This window comes from Shewanella holmiensis, from assembly GCF_025370255.1.
GTDB classification, from domain to species: Bacteria; Pseudomonadota; Gammaproteobacteria; order Enterobacterales; family Shewanellaceae; genus Shewanella; species Shewanella holmiensis.
In genome coordinates this window covers 80,613-97,831 of sequence record NZ_JAMTCD010000007.1, presented here as the reverse complement: position 1 = coordinate 97,831, position 17,219 = coordinate 80,613, and the positions used below count along the sequence as shown (strand labels likewise).

16 protein-coding genes are annotated in these 17,219 nt (G+C 41.4%); all 16 read left to right on the top strand.

Translation table 11 applies throughout. From position 1 onward, the window contains the following. Nucleotides 1-155: 155 nt before the first annotated feature. The 16 genes from flgF to NE535_RS07450 all read left to right on the top strand — a co-directional run bounded on the left by flgF (nucleotide 156) and on the right by NE535_RS07450 (nucleotide 17,158). Nucleotides 156-899 (top strand): flagellar basal-body rod protein FlgF, encoded by a 744-nt coding sequence (flgF, locus tag NE535_RS07525; protein WP_261298036.1) that lies wholly within the window; start codon nucleotides 156-158, stop codon nucleotides 897-899. An 11-nt stretch (nucleotides 900-910) separates the two neighbouring features. Then, nucleotides 911-1,699 carry a flagellar basal-body rod protein FlgG gene (flgG, locus tag NE535_RS07520; protein ID WP_261298035.1) on the top strand — a complete coding sequence of 263 codons (789 nt, stop codon included), beginning with the start codon at nucleotides 911-913 and terminating at the stop codon, nucleotides 1,697-1,699. A 10-nt stretch (nucleotides 1,700-1,709) separates the two neighbouring features. Further along, the gene (flgH, locus tag NE535_RS07515; protein WP_261298034.1) at nucleotides 1,710-2,384 is read left to right on the top strand and encodes a flagellar basal body L-ring protein FlgH; all 675 of its coding nucleotides are present in this window, start codon (nucleotides 1,710-1,712) and stop codon (nucleotides 2,382-2,384) included. Nucleotides 2,385-2,394: 10 nt separating this feature from the next. After that, nucleotides 2,395-3,495: a flagellar basal body P-ring protein FlgI gene (locus tag NE535_RS07510; protein ID WP_261298033.1), complete on the top strand. Its 1,101-nt coding sequence runs from the start codon at nucleotides 2,395-2,397 to the stop codon at nucleotides 3,493-3,495. Nucleotides 3,496-3,555: 60 nt separating this feature from the next. Beyond that, the gene (gene flgJ, locus NE535_RS07505; RefSeq protein WP_261298032.1) at nucleotides 3,556-4,683 is read left to right on the top strand and encodes a flagellar assembly peptidoglycan hydrolase FlgJ; all 1,128 of its coding nucleotides are present in this window, start codon (nucleotides 3,556-3,558) and stop codon (nucleotides 4,681-4,683) included. Next, the gene (flgK, locus tag NE535_RS07500; protein ID WP_261298031.1) at nucleotides 4,683-6,608 is read left to right on the top strand and encodes a flagellar hook-associated protein FlgK; all 1,926 of its coding nucleotides are present in this window, start codon (nucleotides 4,683-4,685) and stop codon (nucleotides 6,606-6,608) included. The genes flgJ and flgK overlap by 1 nt, the downstream gene beginning before the upstream one ends. A 12-nt stretch (nucleotides 6,609-6,620) precedes the next feature. After that, entirely contained in the window at nucleotides 6,621-7,823 is a 1,203-nt protein-coding gene (gene flgL / locus NE535_RS07495) for a flagellar hook-associated protein FlgL (protein WP_261298030.1), read from the top strand. 100 nt (nucleotides 7,824-7,923) lie between these two features. Next, a complete protein-coding gene (locus tag NE535_RS07490; protein ID WP_188841106.1) occupies nucleotides 7,924-8,745 on the top strand; it encodes a flagellin N-terminal helical domain-containing protein in 822 nt (273 codons plus the stop codon). A 284-nt stretch (nucleotides 8,746-9,029) separates the two neighbouring features. Beyond that, on the top strand, nucleotides 9,030-9,848 hold the full coding sequence (locus NE535_RS07485) for a flagellin N-terminal helical domain-containing protein (protein WP_261298029.1): 819 nt from the start codon (nucleotides 9,030-9,032) through the stop codon (nucleotides 9,846-9,848). A 122-nt stretch (nucleotides 9,849-9,970) separates the two neighbouring features. After that, the gene (locus NE535_RS07480; protein WP_261298028.1) at nucleotides 9,971-10,375 is read left to right on the top strand and encodes a flagellar protein FlaG; all 405 of its coding nucleotides are present in this window, start codon (nucleotides 9,971-9,973) and stop codon (nucleotides 10,373-10,375) included. Between the two features lie 52 nt (nucleotides 10,376-10,427). Next, nucleotides 10,428-11,795 carry a flagellar filament capping protein FliD gene (gene fliD, locus NE535_RS07475; RefSeq protein WP_261298027.1) on the top strand — a complete coding sequence of 456 codons (1,368 nt, stop codon included), beginning with the start codon at nucleotides 10,428-10,430 and terminating at the stop codon, nucleotides 11,793-11,795. A 67-nt stretch (nucleotides 11,796-11,862) separates the two neighbouring features. Next, entirely contained in the window at nucleotides 11,863-12,189 is a 327-nt protein-coding gene (locus NE535_RS07470; RefSeq protein ID WP_261298026.1) for a hypothetical protein, read from the top strand. Between the two features lie 6 nt (nucleotides 12,190-12,195). Next, a complete protein-coding gene (gene fliS / locus NE535_RS07465) occupies nucleotides 12,196-12,600 on the top strand; it encodes a flagellar export chaperone FliS (protein WP_261298025.1) in 405 nt (134 codons plus the stop codon). A 481-nt stretch (nucleotides 12,601-13,081) separates the two neighbouring features. Further along, entirely contained in the window at nucleotides 13,082-14,512 is a 1,431-nt protein-coding gene (locus tag NE535_RS07460; protein ID WP_261298024.1) for a sigma-54 dependent transcriptional regulator, read from the top strand. 206 nt (nucleotides 14,513-14,718) lie between these two features. Continuing rightward, a complete protein-coding gene (locus NE535_RS07455) occupies nucleotides 14,719-15,819 on the top strand; it encodes a sensor histidine kinase (RefSeq protein WP_425347449.1) in 1,101 nt (366 codons plus the stop codon). After that, nucleotides 15,812-17,158, top strand: coding sequence for a sigma-54-dependent transcriptional regulator (locus NE535_RS07450; protein WP_261298023.1), 1,347 nt, complete (start codon nucleotides 15,812-15,814; stop codon nucleotides 17,156-17,158). The genes NE535_RS07455 and NE535_RS07450 overlap by 8 nt, the downstream gene beginning before the upstream one ends. Nucleotides 17,159-17,219 lie beyond the last annotated feature (61 nt).

Sequence of the window (17,219 nt, the reverse complement as noted above, 5' to 3'; positions counted from 1 at the left end):
ACAGGTGTTTTTTTGACACTGTATATTTAATCTTCCTCGCGACAAACCCTTCCTACCAAATAGAATCAACGTCTTACGCGCACTTTAATTATTGGCACTCTGTTTGCATTAACTAGTTAATATCTTTACTTGAAGAATTATTGACGGAGCGGCAGATGGACAAATTTATGTATGTTGCAATGAGCGGCGCTAAACAAGGCATGAATGCTTTAGCGGTTCGTGCTAACAATTTAGCCAATGCCAACACTGATGGTTTTAAGTCTGACATGACCCAAGCAAGAGCGATGCAAGCGTTTGGTGAAGGCTTACCGACTCGCGTGTTTTCGATGATTGAAAGCCCAGGCACTAACTTTTCTTCAGGTCCAATTAAAAGTACCGGACGTGATTTAGACATTGCCATAAAAGGTGATGGCTGGATTGCGGTGCAGGCTGCCGATGGCTCAGAAGCATATACCCGAGCAGGCAGTTTGAAATTTGATAATACGGGTTTGCTTATCAATAGTCGCAATACCCCGATTATGGGCGATGCGGGGCCGATTGTGTTACCGCTTCCTATTGATAAAGTGCAAATTTCGCCAGAAGGGATTATCTCCGTCCGGCCTCAAGGCGCAACTGCTGAAGTGATTGAAGAAGTGGCCAGGATAAAGTTCGTTAATCCGGGTAACGACCAAATGATGCGCGGTGAAGATGGTCTGTTTCGCTTAATGTCAGGATTACCCGCCCCTAAAGACCCTATGGTTCAAGTAGAAAGCGGTGCCATTGAGGGCAGTAATGTTAATCCTGTACATGAAATGGTGGCGATGATCGACATTCAACGCCAGTACGAAATGCAAGTCAAAATGATGAAAAATGCGGAAGAAGCCGATCGAGCTTCTTCGTCGTTATTAAGAATTGGTTAGGAGTCTTAATTATGCATCCAGCTCTGTGGATTAGTAAAACGGGTTTAGACGCCCAACAAACTGATATTGCGGTGATCTCTAATAACGTCGCCAATGCCAGTACTATCGGCTACAAAAAAAGCCGCGCGGTGTTTGAAGATTTGCTTTATCAAACTATCAATCAGGCCGGTGGGATCAGTGCTGACAATACCAAATTACCTAACGGCTTAAATTTAGGCGCAGGTACTAAAGTGGTTGCGACTCAAAAAATGTTTACTCAGGGCAACATGCTAACGACAGACAACTCGTTAGATTTAATGATTGAAGGTCCTGGTTTTTTTGAAGTTCAAATGCCTGACGGTACAGCTGCTTATACCCGTAATGGTCAATTTAGCCTAGATGATACCGGACAGATTGTAACACCAGGATCAGGTTATGTATTACAGCCACCGATTACGATCCCAGAAGATGCGATGAGTATTACTGTATCAGCTGAAGGTGAAGTGTCAGTGAAGTTAGCCGGGGCGACAGACAGTCAAACCATTGGCCAGCTCACCATGACAGATTTCATTAATCCATCAGGGCTAGATCCTTTAGGTCAAAATTTATATACCGAAACCGGCGCCAGTGGCACACCTATTCAAGGGACGGCATCGTTAGATGGTTTAGGGGCAATTCGTCAGGGCGCGTTAGAGACATCTAATGTCAATGTGACTGAAGAGTTGGTGAATTTAATTCAAAGTCAGCGGATCTATGAAATGAACTCAAAAGTGATTTCAGCGGTAGATCAGATGTTGTCTTACGTTAATCAAAACCTATAAGGGGGCGGCGATGAGTAAATACCTAGCGTTAGCAGCCATGCTGCTGTTGGTCGGTTGTAGTTCTACTCAGAAAAAGCCGATCCCTGATGATCCGTTTTATGCGCCGGTTTATCCAGATGAGCCACGCACTCAAACTGTGGCGACGGGGTCTATTTATATGGACTCGCAAGCATCCAGTTTGTATTCAGATATTCGCGCCCATAAAGTTGGTGACATTATTACCGTGGTACTTAAAGAGTCTACCCAAGCAACAAAGAGCGCTAATAATGAATTGAAAAAAGGCAGTGATTTAAGTGTTGACCCAATTTATGCAGGTGGTGGCAATCTCACAATTAAAGGGGTGCCGTTAGATTTACGTTACTCCGATAGCATGAACACCAAGCGTGAAGCGGATGCCGATCAATCTAACAGTTTAGATGGCAGTATTTCAGCCAATGTGATGCAAGTTTTAGGTAACGGTAATTTAGTTATTCGGGGCGAAAAGTGGATTTCGATTAACAATGGTGACGAATTTATTCGTGTTACCGGCATTGTTCGTAGCCAAGATATTACGCCCGACAACACCATTGAATCAACGCGTGTAGCAAATGCCCGAATTCAATATAGCGGTACAGGCACTTTTGCCGACACTCAAAAAGTGGGCTGGTTAAGCTCGTTCTTTATGGGTGAGTGGTGGCCTTTCTAAGGGGTATGACATGAACATTAAACCAATTTTAGCCATGTTATTGACAGCATGTATGGTTATCGCTACACCTGTTGATGCACAGCGAATCAAAGATATTGCCAATGTACAGGGGGTGCGTAATAACCAGCTAGTGGGCTACGGTATTGTAGTGGGGTTACCTGGAACGGGTGAAAAAACCCGATATACAGAGCAAACATTTAAAACCATGCTAAAAAACTTTGGCATTAATTTACCTGACTCTGTTAGACCTAAAGTTAAAAACGTAGCTGTGGTTGCTGTTCATGCGGATATGCCAGCATTTATCAAACCAGGTCAAACTCTTGACGTTACCGTCTCGAGCATCGGTGAAGCTAAAAGTTTACGCGGAGGCACATTACTGCAAACCTTTTTGAAAGGGGTTGACGGTAATGTTTACGCCATCGCTCAGGGCAGCTTGGTTGTCAGTGGTTTTAGTGCTGAAGGATTGGATGGCTCTCAAGTTATTCAAAATACTCCAACGGTAGGCCGAATCCCCAGTGGTGCAATTGTTGAGCGAAGTGTGTTGTCACCTTTTGCTAGTGGCGATCATTTAACCTTTAACTTACGACGTGCCGACTTTTCAACCGCCAAAAGAACAGCCGATGCCATCAATGATTTACTCGGGCCAGGTATGGCACGTGCTTTAGATGCCAGTTCAATTCAAGTCAGTGCGCCAAGAGATGCTTCGCAGCGTGTATCGTTTTTAGCGACACTAGAAAATGTAGAAGTAGAGCCCGCAGATGAATCCGCTAAGGTTATCGTTAATTCTCGAACAGGTACGATTGTTGTCGGTAAAAATGTCCAGTTATTACCCGCTGCTGTAACGCACGGTGGATTGACGGTCACCATTGCTGAAGCTACGCAAGTGTCTCAACCTAATGCGTTAGCGGGCGGCCAAACCGTGGTGACCAGCAATAGCACCATTGATGTTGAGCAAAGCGATCGCCGCATGTTTATGTTTAACCCTGGTACCACGCTGGATGAGTTGGTTCGCGCAGTGAATTTAGTGGGGGCCGCGCCTTCTGATGTCTTAGCTATTCTAGAAGCGTTAAAGATGGCAGGCGCTTTGCATGGTGAACTTATCATCATCTAAAAATTGTCACTTTTTATGCGGTAGACAATTTAATAAGCCGACATCTGTAACGGGATTACTATGGAAAAGCTGTCAAATTCTTCGCACTTTCTGGATCTAGGAGGACTGGATTCACTCCGTGTTCAGGCCCAGAAAGACGAGAAGGGCGCGCTTAAAGAAGTCGCCAAGCAGTTTGAAGGTATCTTTATTCAAATGCTGATGAAAAGCATGCGCGATGCTAACGAAGCCTTTAAATCTGATAGTCCATTTAACAGCGATGCAACAGCATTCTATGAGCAAATGCGTGATCAGCAAATGTCGATGGATTTATCCAACAAAGGCATGTTGGGTTTGGCAGAGTTAATGGTGCATCAGCTTTCCCCCGATGACAGCCCTATGACTCCAGCTTCGGTATTACGTGGTAACAGCGATAATCGGGTTAATCCATCGATGTTTGTTAATAACCCAAGTGGATCAGAAGCTGTACCAACATTGCTTGCAGCTAATTCAGATGTTAATCCATCAGCTATTCCACTATCTGACCATGCGGCATTATCAGTGACGTCGGCATCTTCTAAACAGATGATGGATTTAATCTTAGCTGGCAAAGCACCTGCCAATCCGATAGACAAGGCTAACGGCAAGGACTTGCCGACGGCAATGGTTTCAAGTGATGTGGTACAACCCATAAAACGTCAACGTGAGCAGTTGAGTAAATTTAATGACCCACAGCATTTTATTTCAGTGCTTTATCCTCACGCAGAAAAAGCCGCGAAGCAACTGGGTACCACACCTGAAGTGTTAATTGCGCAATCAGCGTTAGAAACAGGTTGGGGACAAAAAGTTATCCGCAAACCAGACGGCACTATGAGTAACAATTTATTCAATATCAAAGCTGATAAACGTTGGGATGGCGACAAAACTACGGTTAACACGCTTGAGTTTGAAAAAGGAATTCCGGTTCAGCAACGTGCCGACTTCAGAATGTATGAAGATTTAGAGCAAAGTTTTACTGATTTCGTGTCGTTTATTTCACAAAACGATCGATACCAGGATGCTCGTAAAGTGGCTAATGAGCCACGTCAATTTATTCATGCTTTACAAAAAGCGGGTTACGCCACAGACCCTCAATATGCCAAAAAGGTGATCCGCGTTATGCAATCAGTCACAGAAGGGCTTAAGTCTGTCATACCAGGGGAGACTAAATAATGGCTATTGATCTATTAAACATTGCCCGTCAGGGCGTACTAGCATCTCAGTCACAACTGAGTGTCACCAGTAATAACATTAATAACGTAAATACCTTAGGTTATCACCGTCAAGTGGCTACTCAGGCCGCTACTGAATCACAACGTTTAGGTAATAGTTTTTACGGTACAGGCACTTATGTTTCAGACGTCAAAAGGGTGTACAACGAGTTTGCGGCACGTGAGTTACGTATCGGACAAACCAGTTTAAGTGCGGCTGAAGCCTCGTATTTAAAAATGAGTGAGTTAGATCAGCTTTATTCTCAAATTGGCAAGATGGTGCCTGCAGGGTTAAATGATTTTTTTGCCAGCATGAATAGCATAGCTGATTTACCCACTGATATGGCCATTCGAAGTAGTACTCTCGGTTCGGCTCAAAGCTTAGCAAAAACGCTAAACCAAATGCAGTCGCATTTAGATAATCAAACGAAACAGACTAATAGCCAAATTGAGTCAATGACTACCCGCATCAATGAAATTAGCAAAGAGCTGGGTAACATTAACTTAGAGCTAATGAAAACGGGCGGCCAGGATAGTCAGTTACTGGATAAACAGGATGCGTTGATTCAAGAGCTTAGCCAATATTCGCAAGTTAATGTGATTCCGTTAGATACCGGCGCTAAATCCATCATGTTAGGGGGTTCGGTGATGTTGGTGTCAGGTGAAGTGTCGATGTCAGTGGGCGTGACCACCGGCGACCCATATCCAAACGAGCCACGAATTACCGCTACCACAGGTAATCAATCACTTGTAATTGATCCTTCTAAATTAGGTGGCCAGTTAGGGGCTTTATTTGATTTTCGCTCCGATACCTTAGTGCCAGCAAGCCAAGAATTAGGTCAGCTAGCACTGGGTATTGCCGATGCGTTTAATGATATGCAATCTAAAGGTTTTGATTTAAACGGCAACATTGGTCAAAACATCTTTCGCGATATTAACGACCCATTAATGTCATCCGGTCGAGTGGGTGAATACTCTACTAATACCGGCACTGCAAAGCTAAGCGTGAATATTGACGATGTTGGTCAATTGAGTGGCGGCGGATATGAATTGTCATTCACCGCGCCAGCTACATATGAATTGAAAGATACTCAAACGGGAAACATTACTCCATTAACATTAAATCCACCAGGTGAATTGGTCGGCGGCGATGGCTTTACGATTAACATAGGTAGTGGAGCTATGGCTGATGGCGATAAATTTGAAATCCGTCCCACCTCAGGAGCGGCATCAGGATTAACGACAGTGATGACCGATCCTAAAGGGATTGCTGCTGCAGCGCCAAAAATCACTGCCGACGCAGCAAATTCAGGCGAGATGGATGTCAAAGTCAATAATATTAATCGCAATGCAGCTGGATTTCCGACAACGGGTGGTGAGTTGACTGTAAAAATTGACAGTGCGACGAATACCTTTGAAGTCTTTGATGCTGCAGGCACCTCTATCGCAGGGCCAAGCGCATTCACACCACCACAAATAAACACACCTTTTGGGTTCAGTTTTGAAATTGATGATAGGTCAGCCGCAGGTGTTTCTGACAGCTTTACCTTTGATTTATCGTTCGCCGAAGGTGACAACAGCAACGCAGTAGCCATGGCAGAGCTTGCTGATGCTAAATTAATGAATGGCGGAACAACCACATTAACGGGTGTTTTTGAAAATACCAAACTTGATGTGGGTAATAAAACCAAAGCAGCAGAAGTTCGTGTCGAATCCGCCGATGCCATTTATCAGCAAGCTTACAAACGCGTGCAAAGTGAATCCGGTGTAAACCTTGATGAGGAAGCGGCTAACTTAATGCGTTTTCAGCAATCTTATCAAGCCTCCGCACGAATTATGACCACTGCGCAACAATTATTTGACACTTTAATTAGTTCTGTTCGATAGGAGAATTAAATTATGCGTATTTCTACCGGGCAAATGTTTCATCAAAACACGACCAGTATTCTACAAAAGCAAACTGCAACCAATAAAATTTTAGATCAACTAAATTCAGGTAAAAAAGTAAATACCGCAGGCGATGATCCTGTAGCTGCAATTGTTATTGATAATTTAAAGCAAAAAAATGCCTTGGTTGGGCAGTTTGTCAAAAATATTGACTATGCAACAAATCATCTTTCAATGGCTGAAAGCAAACTTGGCAGTGCAGAATCGCTGATCACCAACATGCGTGAGCAACTCTTACGAGGGGCAAACGGCAGTTTGAGTTCGGTTGAGCGGCAAATGGTTGCCGATGAAATGAAGGCAAGCCTTGAAGAGTTAATGTCGATCGCTAATACCAAAGATGAATCGGGTAATTACTTGTTTGCAGGATTTAAGACTAACGAACCTCCTTTTGCTTTTGATAGTGCTGGAGCAATTGTTTATAGCGGTGATTCTGGTGTAAGGAAAAGTATTGTATCGCAAAATAGTAATGTAGCTACGAATGTTGCCGGTGATACGGCGTTTATGTCGGCCAAAAATCCACTTGGTGACTATGACGTCAACTATTTGGCATCACAGCAGGGGGATTTCAAACTTACTGGAGCAAGCATTGTAAACCCTGCTACTCACGTTGAAGATACATACACTTTTAGCTTCGTCGCAAACGGTACGGGTGTAGATTTGCAAGTCACTGATTCATCAGGCACTAATGTTACAACAGTGCCCAATTTTGACCCTAATAACCCTGTTAGTTTCAATGGTATAGAAGTGACATTATCTGGCGCACCTGTTGCCGGTGACAGTTTTACTCTAGAGCCTAAATCTGAAGTCAGTATTTTAGATTCGCTTCAGCAAGCAATAAAACTGCTTGAAACACCTGAAGCGACAAATACCCCTCAAGGGAAATCAAAGTTGGCACAACTATTGAATAGTATTGATAGTGGTCAAAATCAAGTCAGTACTGCAAGAGGTATTGCAGGTAATAACTTAAAGGCGCTTGAGAATATCACTAGCAACCATGAAGAAGAACTCATTATTAATAATAGTGCGTTATCTAAGTTAGAAGATTTAGACATGGCAGCTGCGTTCACTGAATTTGAAAAGCAACAATTAGCACTTAATGCAGTATCAAGTGTTTTTGGAAGAGTAGGCTCGCTTTCATTGTTTGATTACTTATAAGTAGTTGTCATTTAGAAAGCTCCATTATAGAAATCGTTAAATTGTAAAATTTAGCCAAGCTCCAAAGTCTTGGCAGCAAACTAGGAATGAGGAAATATTTATGGCTATTACAGTAAACACAAACGTAACTTCGATGAAGGCGCAAAAAAACTTAAACATGTCAACCGGTGCATTGAATACGTCAATGGAACGTTTATCCAGTGGTTTACGTATTAACAGTGCTAAAGATGATGCTGCTGGTTTAGCAATTTCTAACCGCTTGAATTCTCAAGTTCGTGGTTTAGAAGTCGGTATGCGTAATGCGAATGATGCCATTTCGATTGCACAAATCGCAGAAGGTGCGATGCAAGAGCAAACCAACATGTTGCAACGTATGCGCGACTTGACCATCCAATCTGAAAATGGTGCAAACAGCGCTGACGATTTAATTGCGTTAAAAGCTGAGATGGATCAGCTAGCAACAGAGATCACTGCGATTGGTAACAGTACGGCTTTTGGTAACACCAAATTAATGACAGGTGGCTTCTCTGGCGGTAAATTATTCCAAGTCGGTCATCAAGAGGGCGAGGATGTCACTGTTAAAGTGAACACCAACAATGCAAGTTCACTTTCGGTTGGGGCGTTAACTGTATTGACATCAGCGGGTCGTAATTCTGCTTTAGGTAAAATTGACAGTGCAATTAATAAAATTGACACCCAACGCGCAGCATTAGGTGCGGTGCAAAACCGTTTAGCACATAACATTGCTAACAGTGCTAATACCCAAGCTAACGTTGCAGATGCGAAAAGCCGTATCGTAGATGTGGATTTTGCAAAAGAAACCTCAACTATGACTAAGAACCAGGTTCTGCAGCAAACAGGTTCAGCAATGCTTGCACAAGCGAACCAATTACCTCAAGTTGCATTATCTCTATTAGGATAATTTGATAAATAGATATTAATCAGCCTCTACATAGAGGCTGATTTTGTTTGTGAAAGCCTCTAAATAGCTTCTGTACAGCTGATTCTTTAAAAATTTATTATTCTGTTAAATATTGTTTTCCCAGAAATTTTTTTATTCAATCGACTTTGAACAAAAAAAAGTCAAAAAAAGACTAAAGAATAAAAATGACTTGCCGTTACATATATTGTAACGAGCAAGACCTGTCTGACTTGAGCAAAGCAAACAGGCATATCTCAAGTCAGAATAAATATGAGGAAGCAATCATGGCTATCACAGTAAACACTAATGTTACATCATTAAAAGCACAGAAAAATTTGAATTCATCTTCTGGTGCACTTGCGACTTCTATGGAACGTTTGTCAAGTGGTTTGCGTATTAACAGCGCAAAAGACGATGCGGCAGGTCTGGCTATTTCTAACCGATTAAACTCTCAGGTTCGTGGTTTAGAGGTCGGTATGCGAAATGCAAACGATGCAATTTCAATTGCACAGATTGCTGAAGGCGCAATGCAAGAACAAACTAACATGCTGCAACGTATGCGTGACTTAGCAATCCAAGCTGAAAACGGTGCAAACAGTACTGACGATTTAGGTGCGTTAAAAGCTGAGATGGATCAATTAGCATTAGAAATTACCGCTATCGGCTCAACTACAGCGTTTGGTAATACCAAACTAATGACTGGTACTTTCTCTGCGGGTTCTAAATTCCAGGTTGGACATCAGGAAGGTGAAGATGTCACGATTAAAGTGAAGAAAACTGATGCGGGTACATTATCTGTTGGTTCACTTTCAGTTGCTACATCAACTGGCCGTAACGCTGCGCTAGGTAAAATCGACGCTGCGATTAAGAATATCGACACTCAACGTGCGGACTTAGGTGCGATTCAAAACCGTCTAAGCCATAACATCAGCAACAGTGCCAATACTCAAGCAAACGTTGCAGATGCTAAATCTCGTATTGTAGATGTCGATTTCGCCAAAGAAACATCAGCGATGACAAAGAACCAGGTACTTCAGCAAACGGGTTCTGCGATGTTAGCTCAGGCTAATCAGTTACCGCAAGTCGCGTTATCTTTACTATAATATAAGATAAGTCTGTCAGTATTAATAGGGAGATTCGCTTGCGTTTCTCCCTTTGTTGTCTCATAGATATATCTGTTTAAACAATGGACTGGCTGCAAGAACGATGTAAGTTGAGGTGGATCATGGAAATTCAAACAAGCAATAGTGCAAGTTTTATTGCCAGAGCTGAAACGACAAAATCTGATTTAAATAGTGTTCCTTTAAATACTAAAGCGATAAATACTAGCCAAGTAGAATTAGACCGAGTTTCACCAATTCAAGCGGTAAAATTGTCAGATGAAACTGCAACTGCAAACCAAAATAAAAATGAATCTTTAGATATTGTCGCTAAAGAGTTAACGGATATGGTTGCTATGATGCAAAAAGGATTGAAGTTTTCTGTTGATGAAGAGTCAGGAAAACAAGTGATTAAAGTGCAAGATATTGACTCTGGTGATATTATTCGTCAAATTCCAAGTGAGGAAGCTCTTCAACTTGCGGAGAAGTTAAGCGAAGTCTCTGGAATTTTAATGAAAATTGAAGTGTAAAGTTTACGCTTATTAAATATGTAATTTTGTTGAATTAAGCTTTGGAGGTTGTATGGCATTAACAGCGACAGGAATAGGCTCAGGCTTAGATATTTCGACTATTGTTAAGGTACTTGTTGATGCTGAGAAACTCCCAAAAGAAGCGATATTCAACAGAACCGAAGATAGAATTAACGCAAAAGTTTCCGCTATCGGAACCTTAAAAAGTGCGCTGTCAAATTTCCAAGATGCTGCAAAAAAGTTGCAGTCAGGCGAGTTACTTAGCCAACGTAAGGTTTCAACGGGTGATAGCCCATACTTTACAGCCAAAGCATCAAGTCTTGCTCAGTCAGGCTCTTACTCAATTAAGGTCGAGCAGCTTGCCCAAGCTCACAAGGTGGGAGGGGCACATGTTACTGATCCTAAAGCCGCTGTAGGGGAGGGAAGTTTAGATTTTTCGATCAACGGTGAAAACTTCTCTGTTGGAGTAGATCCCGCAGATGATTTATATGCTATAGCTGCAAAAGTTAATAGTGCATCAGATAACTCTGGTGTTGTTGCTACCGTGGTTAAAAGCGATGCTGGTAGTCAAATTGTGTTTAGTTCAGCTAAAACAGGTTTAGATAATCAAATTTCTGTTGTTGCAAACGACATAGCAGGTACTGGTTTGAATGATATGTTCAATGGTACCAATTTAAATACCTTAGTTGATGCAAAAAACTCAATTATCGAAGTTGATGGCCAAAAACTAACGTCTCAAAGTAATTCTGTCACAGATGCGATTGCCGGAATCACATTAGACCTTACAAAAGCGGATTTAAATTCAACTTCGACTCTTACGGTTGAACAAGACAATGAAGCGGTAAAAGAAAATTTAAAAAGCTTTGTTGAAACCTATAATTCACTACTGACGTCCATTGAAAAATTATCCTCTTATGATGCAGATAAGAAAACGGCTGCTGCGTTACAAGGGGACTCGATGATACGTTCTCTTGAGTCGCAATTAAGAAACATGGTCAGTGAAAGGGTCTCGGTTGATGGCAGTAATGTGGCGCTTTACGATATAGGTTTATCGACTGACCGCTACGGTAAATTGAATATTGATGAAGCTAAACTTGATGAAAGTATTGCCAATAATATGTCATCAATTGAAGGTTTGTTTTCAACACCCAGTACTGGTTTGGCGAATAGGTTCGATGAACTGGCCAATAACTATGTTAAAACTGGCGGTGTGATTGATAATCGGAAAAACTCTTATACTGAAGAAACCAAAAGGCTGACGCTTCAGCGTGAGTCATTTAGCCTTAAAATGGCGCAATTAGAATCAAGGTTATTAAAGCAGTTTAATGCAATGGATCTTGTGGTCGCTCAATTAAATCAACAAAGTGCCGGTCTCGTTGACCGCCTTAACTCCTTACCTGGGGCCGTATCTAAGAACTAATCGTTAGATTAGTTCTTGAAGATTTTTGAGTTTAGAATTCATTTTACGCTGAATAGAGGATGTTATTTTGTTCGATGAACTGAAGTTGATTAACGATAGAATAACTGAATTATTGTCAAATTTAGAGAAAATACCTGCTGAAAATGAAAATACGGATGAGTTGGTTCATTTATTGCAATTAGCAGTCATAGAGCGTCAAGTTTACGTTGATCGTTTGGCTAGCTTGCCATTTGATACTAATTTACGTGATGAAATCAGTGAGCAAATTGAATTAACCAATCGATTTAGTTTGATATCTGCAAAAATTATGAATAATCGTAAAGAGTTGTTAAGTCTTAGGCGCTCTACTAAGAAAAAAATTAATATGTATGAGTATGTAGATTCAAACAGGTAGGTAATTATGAGAGGATCTTTAAAGTCTTACAGAAAAGTTTCACTTGAGAGTGAAATAGCAGTGGCTTCTCCGCATAAAATTATTCAGATGATGTTTGCAGGCACGCTTGAGCGCTTGGCTCAATGTCGTTATGCTATTGAGCATAGTGACCTTGAGAAAAAAGGCATTTTAATTGGAAAGTCAATTGGTTTGATTAATGGTTTAAATAACAGTTTAAATATGGATGAAGGTGGTGAAATTTCAGTCAACTTAAGTCGTTTATATGACTTTATGTTGGTAAGACTATCCGAAGCTAATATCAATAACGATGTTCAAGCTGTTGATGATGTCACAGCTATTTTGAAAACGATTAAAGAAGGGTGGGATGCCATTCCACAAGATAAGCATCACATGACCTCAGAAGCAAGCTAGCCGCTTTAAGTTTTTGATGTTAAAGCGCTAATTAGTCAACACTAATTAGCGCTTTCTGCTTTTATATTAATGTGTATTTTCAAGTCGCTTCTATCTGTTTCTTGTTTGTAATAGCAAAATGCACTCATACGGAGCATGAAACTAGCTAACGTTATAAAAATCTGAGATTATGATGCTGGTGAGAAATTTTAGATAAAAATGTGATAGTTGCATGCAAAATAAGCGATTATACTCTAAAATTAGCGCGAGTATTAATTTGACCATGGTTCTACTTGCTTCTTGAAGTTGGTTAATACAATATTACTCTTCGCAAATATCTTTATACTGATAAGTTGTAATCGTGAAATTGATAAAGTGATTTATTTGGCTGACTTTATATAACGAGTCATCACAAATGTGATGATTTAATTCTTTGATTAATCCTTAGAATCTTAATAACTCCAGCGGAATATGTACCTATAAACAAGCTTTTGGCCCCTAAATGATGCAAATTGAACAACGAATCTTAATTGTCGGTACCGTTTCTGAGCGTGTAACACGCCTGTGCTGCATTTTTGAATTCTTAGGTGAACAATGTGACATTGTTTCTGTTGACGCCTTAATACCATTAATTGAAGAGTCTCGATACCGTGCCATTGTGCTTGTATCTGATGGTATGGTGACCGAAAGCATCAAAAACATCGCAACTATCGCACCATGGCAACCTTTGCTGCTGTTAGGTAATGCTCAGGTCGAGACATCAAACATTTTGGGTGTTATCGAAGAACCTTTCAATTATCCCCAACTTACTGAGCTATTACATTTTTGCCAGGTTTTTGGCCTAGCCAAGAAAGAGCAAGTTCCTACCAGTGGTAATCAAACTAAGTTATTTAGAAGTCTTGTTGGCCGAAGCCAAGGAATAGCGAATGTTCGCCATTTGATCAGCCAAGTAGCAAGTTCTGATGCGACAGTGCTGGTACTTGGGCAATCTGGTACGGGTAAAGAAGTGGTTGCGCGCAATATTCATTATATTTCTGAGCGCCGTGATGGCCCATTTATACCTGTTAACTGTGGCGCTATTCCGCCAGAGTTACTTGAAAGTGAGCTGTTTGGTCACGAAAAAGGCTCTTTCACTGGGGCGATATCTTCCCGTAAAGGTCGCTTTGAATTAGCCGAAGGCGGTACGCTATTTCTGGATGAAATAGGTGATATGCCATTGCAAATGCAAGTTAAATTGCTGCGTGTGCTTCAGGAACGCGTATTTGAGCGTGTGGGTGGTAGTAAAACCATTCAAACCGATGTGCGTGTTGTTGCCGCTACCCATCGTGATTTAGAAACCATGATTTCTGAAAATGAGTTTCGTGAAGATTTGTACTATCGTTTGAATGTTTTTCCTATCGAAATGCCGGCATTATGTGAGCGTCGTGACGACGTACCTCTACTGTTACAAGAGTTGGTCAGTAGAGTATTTAACGAAGGCCGAGGTAAAGTAAGGTTTACGCAGCGTGCAATCGAATCGCTTAAAGAACACGCTTGGTCTGGTAATGTGCGTGAATTATCGAATTTAGTTGAGCGTCTTACTATTTTGTATCCAGGCGGATTAGTTGATGTAAATGATTTACCGCAAAAGTATCGCCATATAGATGTGCCTGAATATTGTGTCGAAATTAGTGAAGAACAATTAGAAAGGGATGCTTTGGCATCAATTTTTAATGATGATGAGCCGATTGATATTCCCGAAACTCGCTTTCCGACAGAGATTCCTCCTGAGGGGGTAAATCTTAAAGATTTATTGGCTGAGTTAGAAATTGATATGATCAGGCAAGCGTTAGAATTGCAAGACAATGTAGTAGCAAGAGCCGCTGAAATGCTGGGCATTCGTCGTACTACCTTGGTTGAAAAAATGCGTAAATATGGCATGAGTAAAGAATAAAAATTTAACAGCGCCTATTTCAAACTAGCCTATAATACTTTCTAAAGCATATCGACTCGATATGCTTTATTTTTTTGGCACACTTAATGCAGTAACCCGTTAAATGTAATTCTTTTGACGGAGTCGTTATGCTAAACGCACACGCCATAACTCAGCAAAATCAAACAGATTTTCAGCAAAACATGTTTTCGCTGGAATCTTCTGCTGTGTCCTCAATGCGAGTCAATAGCGCTCCTGAGTTTCCACATGACAGTAAATTGACTTACGGTCAGTTTGCCAAAGTGCAAGAGGCCGCGAATATGTCAAATCAAATGGCGCATATTCTTCAAGCGCTCCCTTCTGGGGTGGTGATTATTAATGGCGATGGTGTCGTGACGTTAGCTAATCCAATGGCGGCAGAATTACTTGGTCGACCTTTACAAGGGCTACGCTGGTTTGAAATCATAAACCGGGCATTTTCTCCTCAGGACGATGATGGGCATGAAGTGTCATTAAAAAATGGCCGCAGAGTTAAGTTAGCCATCTCGCCATTGACTCCTGAACCTGGTCAGTTAATTGTGCTAACCGATTTAACAGAAACCCGCTTACTCCAGAAAAATTTATCGCATCTACAGCGTTTATCTGCGCTGGGTAAAATGGTGGCAACACTGGCACATCAAATTCGCACACCGTTATCAGCGGCATTACTTTATGCTTCAAATTTAGGTAACCCTAAACTTGCAGAACCTTCGAAAACGCGTTTTCAAACAAAATTGGTTGATCGTCTTAATGAGCTTGAACGTCAGGTCAACGATATGCTGCTGATGGCCAAAGGTCGTCAAGATGCGAAAGCTGATAATGTTGCAATCGCGCAAATCATCGATGTGGTAATGGCTAATTGTGAAGTGATTGCTCAGCGAAAATCGTGTGAAATTTTTCAAGAGTGTTTAACCGACGCAAGCCTAATAGCAAATGGTGATGCACTGAGTTCAGCGGTAAATAATTTAGTGATGAACAGCCTCGAAGCTGGTGCGACAAAAATAAAAATTTGTGCATTTGAAGATGATGAACAGGTTATTTTAGATGTTATCGATAATGGTAAAGGCCTTGACCCTAAAACCCAGCAACAGGTACTAGAGCCGTTTTTTACCACAAAAGCGCAGGGTACAGGTTTAGGGTTGGCTGTTGTGCAGTCTGTTGTACGCAATCATGGCGGTAAAATTCAATTATCCTGTAAGCCACAAATGGGTTGCCAGGTGAGGTTAAGTTTTCCTATGTCAAAAGTGGTTGATGCAGAGGCTAACGCTCAGGAGATTAATCATGTCTGAAGCAAAATTGCTGTTAGTTGAAGATGATGCTGATTTACGTGAAGCATTACTCGATACCTTACTGTTAGCCCATTATGAATGTGTTGATGTCGGCAGTGCTGAAGAAGCGATAATCGCCCTAAAGGCGAATCATTTTGATTTGGTGATCAGTGATGTGCAAATGGAAGGGATTGGCGGCATAGGTTTATTAAATTATTTACAGCAGGCTCAGCCGAAGTTACCGTTATTGCTCATGACAGCCTATGCAACCATCGACAGTGCCGTGAGTGCTATAAAATTAGGTGCCGTAGATTATTTAGCGAAACCTTTTGCACCAGAAGTATTATTAAATCAAGTATCAAGATACTTGCCACAAAAACAAAATACCGATCAACCTGTAGTGGCTGATGAGAAAAGCTTAGCATTATTGGCATTAGCCCAGCGAGTTGCAAACTCAGATGCTTCAGTCATGATCATGGGGCCGAGTGGCTCAGGTAAAGAAGTGCTAGCACGATATATTCATCAGCATAGTAGCCGTAAAGATGAACCGTTTATTGCGATTAATTGTGCCGCAATTCCTGAAAACATGCTCGAAGCTACTTTATTCGGTTATGAAAAAGGCGCGTTTACCGGAGCATACCAAGCTTGTCCTGGCAAATTTGAGCAAGCTCAGGGTGGGACACTATTGCTTGATGAAATTTCGGAAATGGAATTAGGTTTGCAAGCTAAGTTACTTCGAGTGTTGCAAGAGCGAGAAGTGGAACGTTTAGGTGGTCGTAAAACCATAAAACTTGATGTTAGAGTCTTAGCTACTTCGAACAGAGACTTAAAAGCCATTGCCAGTACTGGTGAATTTAGGGAAGATTTATATTATCGTATTAATGTGTTTCCGCTTACTTGGCCAGCGCTAAATCAACGGCCAGCTGATATTTTACCCTTGGCCAGACACCTGTTAGTGAAACATGCCAAGGCATTTAATATCAAACCTGTTCCTTCATTAGGTGAGGTAGCGACGCGTCGGTTGCTGGCGCATCGCTGGCCAGGAAATGTGCGGGAACTTGATAATGTCATTCAACGCGCCTTAATTTTACATGCTGGAGGTGAGATTTGTGAACAAGATATCATTATCGATTCTGCTGATGTCAGTATGCATCTAGATGCTCAACATACTGAAAAAACCACGGAAAATGAAGGGCTAGGCGGTGAATTACAAGCACAAGAACATGTCATTATTCTTGAAACGCTTAATCAATGTAATGGTAGTCGAAAACTTGTCGCAGAAAAATTAGGCATCAGTGCCAGAACACTTCGCTACAAAATGGCTAAAATGCGTGATGCGGGGATCCAGTTACCTGCATAAGCATCAAAACTGTTCGATTAATCCGCAACTCTATTGTTTTATCAACAAAGCTACACGTAAA

What these genes read in the sequence shown, in the direction of transcription:
- flgF (WP_261298036.1), top strand. Translation starts at nt 156, where the DNA reads ATGGACAAATTTATGTATGTTGCAATGAGCGGCGCTAAACAAGGCATG.
- flgG (WP_261298035.1), top strand. Translation starts at nt 911, where the DNA reads ATGCATCCAGCTCTGTGGATTAGTAAAACGGGTTTAGACGCCCAACAA.
- flgH (WP_261298034.1), top strand. Translation starts at nt 1,710, where the DNA reads ATGAGTAAATACCTAGCGTTAGCAGCCATGCTGCTGTTGGTCGGTTGT.
- NE535_RS07510 (WP_261298033.1), top strand. Translation starts at nt 2,395, where the DNA reads ATGAACATTAAACCAATTTTAGCCATGTTATTGACAGCATGTATGGTT.
- flgJ (WP_261298032.1), top strand. Translation starts at nt 3,556, where the DNA reads ATGGAAAAGCTGTCAAATTCTTCGCACTTTCTGGATCTAGGAGGACTG.
- flgK (WP_261298031.1), top strand. Translation starts at nt 4,683, where the DNA reads ATGGCTATTGATCTATTAAACATTGCCCGTCAGGGCGTACTAGCATCT.
- flgL (WP_261298030.1), top strand. Translation starts at nt 6,621, where the DNA reads ATGCGTATTTCTACCGGGCAAATGTTTCATCAAAACACGACCAGTATT.
- NE535_RS07490 (WP_188841106.1), top strand. Translation starts at nt 7,924, where the DNA reads ATGGCTATTACAGTAAACACAAACGTAACTTCGATGAAGGCGCAAAAA.
- NE535_RS07485 (WP_261298029.1), top strand. Translation starts at nt 9,030, where the DNA reads ATGGCTATCACAGTAAACACTAATGTTACATCATTAAAAGCACAGAAA.
- NE535_RS07480 (WP_261298028.1), top strand. Translation starts at nt 9,971, where the DNA reads ATGGAAATTCAAACAAGCAATAGTGCAAGTTTTATTGCCAGAGCTGAA.
- fliD (WP_261298027.1), top strand. Translation starts at nt 10,428, where the DNA reads ATGGCATTAACAGCGACAGGAATAGGCTCAGGCTTAGATATTTCGACT.
- fliS (WP_261298025.1), top strand. Translation starts at nt 12,196, where the DNA reads ATGAGAGGATCTTTAAAGTCTTACAGAAAAGTTTCACTTGAGAGTGAA.
- NE535_RS07460 (WP_261298024.1), top strand. Translation starts at nt 13,082, where the DNA reads ATGATGCAAATTGAACAACGAATCTTAATTGTCGGTACCGTTTCTGAG.
- NE535_RS07450 (WP_261298023.1), top strand. Translation starts at nt 15,812, where the DNA reads ATGTCTGAAGCAAAATTGCTGTTAGTTGAAGATGATGCTGATTTACGT.